We start from the raw sequence: 3,138 nt of genomic DNA, 5'->3' as shown, positions 1-3,138 counted from the left end.
GGGCCGACGTTGACGGCGCTGACTGTGCCGGCCACGGTGTCGACTCGGCCGCGGGTGGCGTCCAGGCGTGCGGCCATGGTGTCGATGGCGTCGACGCTGACTCCGACGCCGTCTGCGCCGCCGCCGCTGTGGTGGCGGGGGGTGGCTGGGTCGGGCCTGTGGTGGCTGGGGCTTGCCTGCGGGCTGTGGTGGGTGCTGCCGCTCGGGTGCCGCCGCCGGCCGGTCATCCGGATGCTCTCAAGGTTCCGTCCACCTCTGCCCTACCCCCGCTGACCGCGAGCCCACTCGTCGAAGAGCAGGTCGTACTGACACTCGCTTACGGTGCGCAGGTCGCCGGCGGAGGCGATGCGCGCGTAGACACCCGGTTCCACCTGCTGGAACCCAGCTTCGGTGACCGGCTTGCCCGGCAGGATGTCGTCGAGGATGGTGCGGAGGTGGTGCAGCACGGCTTCGCCGTCGTCGGTGAGGCTCAGCAGTGCGCACTCCTCCGCGCCCTTCCACACCGCCTCGGTGTAGACGGCCATGACGGAGTCGCAGTCGGCGGTGGCCACGCTGGCGACCCAGTGCCCGGTCTGCTCGTCCCGGGTGAACAAGTCGGGGTCCGGATTCGCCTCGTCCCGCGAGAAGATCGTCACGCGGCCGTCTGCCGGCCAGGAGTTCGCCTGATACTCCCGGCCCTGGATGGTCACGTAGGTGCCGAGCCGGGGTTGGGGGGGTTTCATCGCAGGTCCTTCCAGCCCCACAGCTGACCCTGGTAGTGGGCAACGGGGTTCTTGGTGCCCTGGGTGTCGTACTCGAAGATCATGGTGCCGGCCGGCAGCGCGTGGTAGCGGCGCCGCCACACCGGCAGCCCGTCGAGGGCGTTCGGGGTCATCCCGGTGCCGGTGTAGGGCCAGTAGTCGATCACGCGCTCGATCCGGGCCGGGTCGATCCCGGCGGCCTCGCCTGCCGCGACCATCTCGTCCGCCACCTGGCGCACCTGTGGTGAAGTGTGGTGCAGGCCGAGGCTCGGGTCGGGGTGGGCGGGCGCGCCCAGCGGGACCGAGTACCAGTCCACCGGCCCGGCGGGGAACTCCATGACGTGGATCCGGGAGGCGTTGAGGGGAAAGCCGACCGTGGGGTAGTCCCAGTGGAACGCCTTGATGAACGCCGCGGGAGTTCTCAGGTCCTCCGCGTCGACGACCCGGGCCACGTAGCCGCCGGCGGTTCGGCAGTCCAGCGTCAGCTCACCCGGTCCGGCGGTGCTGATCAGATTGCCCAGGTACACCCGCAGCGCCCCGGCCGGCAGGACCTTGAACATCATCGTGTCCGGGGTCGGCTCGACCATCGTGTGCACCCGCGCCACCAGGATCCGCTCCTGCTGGCTCAGTGCCCCGGATCCGGGAACGTTAACCACGCCGTGCTCCGTCATGGCCGAACCTGCGATCCGGACCCGAACGTCCGGTCCCGCCAGTAGTTGAACAGCAGATCGGTATGGGACTCGTAGTAGTCACGTAGCTCGCTGACATGCGCATGCCGACGATAGATCCCTGGCTCGACCATCTCCCAGCCTGGCGTCGCCTGGCTCCTGATCAGCTCCGCCGTCCCGTCCTCGGCGATCTCGAACACCTGACACCAGTAGGGCCCGAGTCGTGCACCGGTGTTGACCTGCGCCACGCGGTCACACTCCTCCATCCGAACCGTCCGCACCCAGACGTCGAGGCCGCGATAACGGGAGAACGCGCTGTCCGGCGGCGGCGTGGGACTGTCGTAGCACAAGGTGACTGTCCCATCCGGATCGATGCCGGTCGCTCGGTAGGTGCGTCCTTGAAAGGTGGCGAGTTTCATGAGTCGCGGCCGTCGGGAGATGTCGCGCACCGTCACAGGAATCTCCCTGCCATCTCGTCAAAGGTACCCACCAACACTTTGTTGCCGGCCGCGTCGATCATGTAGGCCCTGGCGCCCTGCGGAATGTCCAGGTATCCGCCGGGACTACCGGTCCTCACGGTCATCTCCGGCACGCCGAGATCGTGGTCGGCGGTCACCCCGGTTCCGGTGTTCGGCCATTGCCGAGCGCCCGGCTCGATCTGACCCGGGTCAAAGCCGGCTGACTGGGCCGAATCGACCATTCGGTCCCGGGCCGCGATGACGTCCGCGTCGGAGTCGCTCTGGCCGAGCGACGGTTCGTACGAGGACCCGAACGGGCTCCGGTAGACGCTGGGGTCGCCGGCCGGAAACTCCAGGACATAGACCGGCTCACCGGGGTTGAAGTGCGTGTCGGCGTAGTCGAGGCGTTGGCCGAGTCTGATGTCCTCGGAGGTGCGGAGGTGGGTCATGTCCTCGGCGCGGGCGACGAAACCTCCGACGGTTGTGTACCGCCCACTCTCGTAGTTGGCCCAGCCGTCGGCCGGAATGGTCTTGTGCATCATCGTGTCCGGCCTGATCTCCGCCAACCCCTGCGCCCGCGCCATGATCTGGCGCTCCTCCGGGGTCAGGCCGCCGGACCCGGGCAGGGTGCCGGCCTCCGGGTCGCGGGACATCTTCTCCATGGCGCGCTCGAAGGTGCGGTAGTCCTCGTCGCTGAAGTTCTTGCGGACCAGTTCCTTCCACGGGTTGCGCCGCCGTGGCGCGCTCCCCGGACCTCCGGTCGGCGGCGGGGTGCCGCCGCCCGGTGGGCGTGGCGGTCGCAACGGTGCCCCGGGCGGGGCGCCGCCGGAGGTGGGGGCGCCGCCGCCACCGGCTGGGCTGGGTGGAGCCGCCGGCGTGGTGGCGCTGGTGGTGCTGGATGGGGTGGTTGCGCCGGCGGGGGAGGTGGTTGGTGGGTGGGTGGTGGTGTCGATGGCGCCGAGGGTGGCGGCGTTGGTGGTGTCGGTGTTGCGGTAGTCCTGGGCGGTGGTGCGGGTGCTGGCTTGGGCTTGTTCGACCGCACGGCTGGCGCGGGCGACTTGTTGCTGGGCGTGCCGCACGTGCGCCTGCGCCGCGCCGGTGAAGCCGGAGCCGACGATGCCCATGCTTTGTGGGCCGACGTTGACGGCGCTGACTGTGCCGGCCACGGTGTCGACTCGGCCGCGGGTGGCGTCCAGGCGTGCGGCCATGGTGTCGATGGCGTCGACGCTGACTCCGACGCCGTCTGCGCCGCCGCCGCTGTGGTGGCGGGGG

At 69.9% G+C, this 3,138-nt stretch carries 4 protein-coding genes and 1 pseudogene; all 5 read right to left on the bottom strand.

Annotated features, from left to right (window positions below):
* On the bottom strand, positions 1 to 227 hold a 227-nt coding region (locus tag VFO68_RS25375; protein ID WP_325160893.1), incomplete at its 3' end, for a hypothetical protein.
* Positions 228 to 260: 33 nt separating this feature from the next.
* The gene (locus VFO68_RS25370; RefSeq protein WP_325160892.1) at positions 261 to 722 is read right to left on the bottom strand and encodes a hypothetical protein; all 462 of its coding nucleotides are present in this window, start codon (positions 720 to 722) and stop codon (positions 261 to 263) included.
* The gene (locus VFO68_RS25365; protein ID WP_325160891.1) at positions 719 to 1,396 is read right to left on the bottom strand and encodes a hypothetical protein; all 678 of its coding nucleotides are present in this window, start codon (positions 1,394 to 1,396) and stop codon (positions 719 to 721) included. Before VFO68_RS25365 ends, VFO68_RS25370 begins: the two co-directional genes overlap by 4 nt.
* A gap of 11 nt (positions 1,397 to 1,407) precedes the next feature.
* On the bottom strand, positions 1,408 to 1,863 hold the full coding sequence (locus tag VFO68_RS25360; protein ID WP_325160890.1) for a hypothetical protein: 456 nt from the start codon (positions 1,861 to 1,863) through the stop codon (positions 1,408 to 1,410).
* A pseudogene (locus VFO68_RS25355) lies at positions 1,860 to 3,138 on the bottom strand (WXG100 family type VII secretion target); the annotation flags it as partial. The gene VFO68_RS25360 and the pseudogene VFO68_RS25355, both read right to left, overlap by 4 nt.

This window comes from Actinophytocola sp., assembly GCF_035712165.1.
GTDB lineage: Bacteria > Actinomycetota > Actinomycetes > Mycobacteriales > Pseudonocardiaceae > DASYTH01.
The sequence above is the reverse complement of the archived record's forward strand: the minus strand, read 5'-3'. Positions and strand labels throughout refer to the sequence as shown.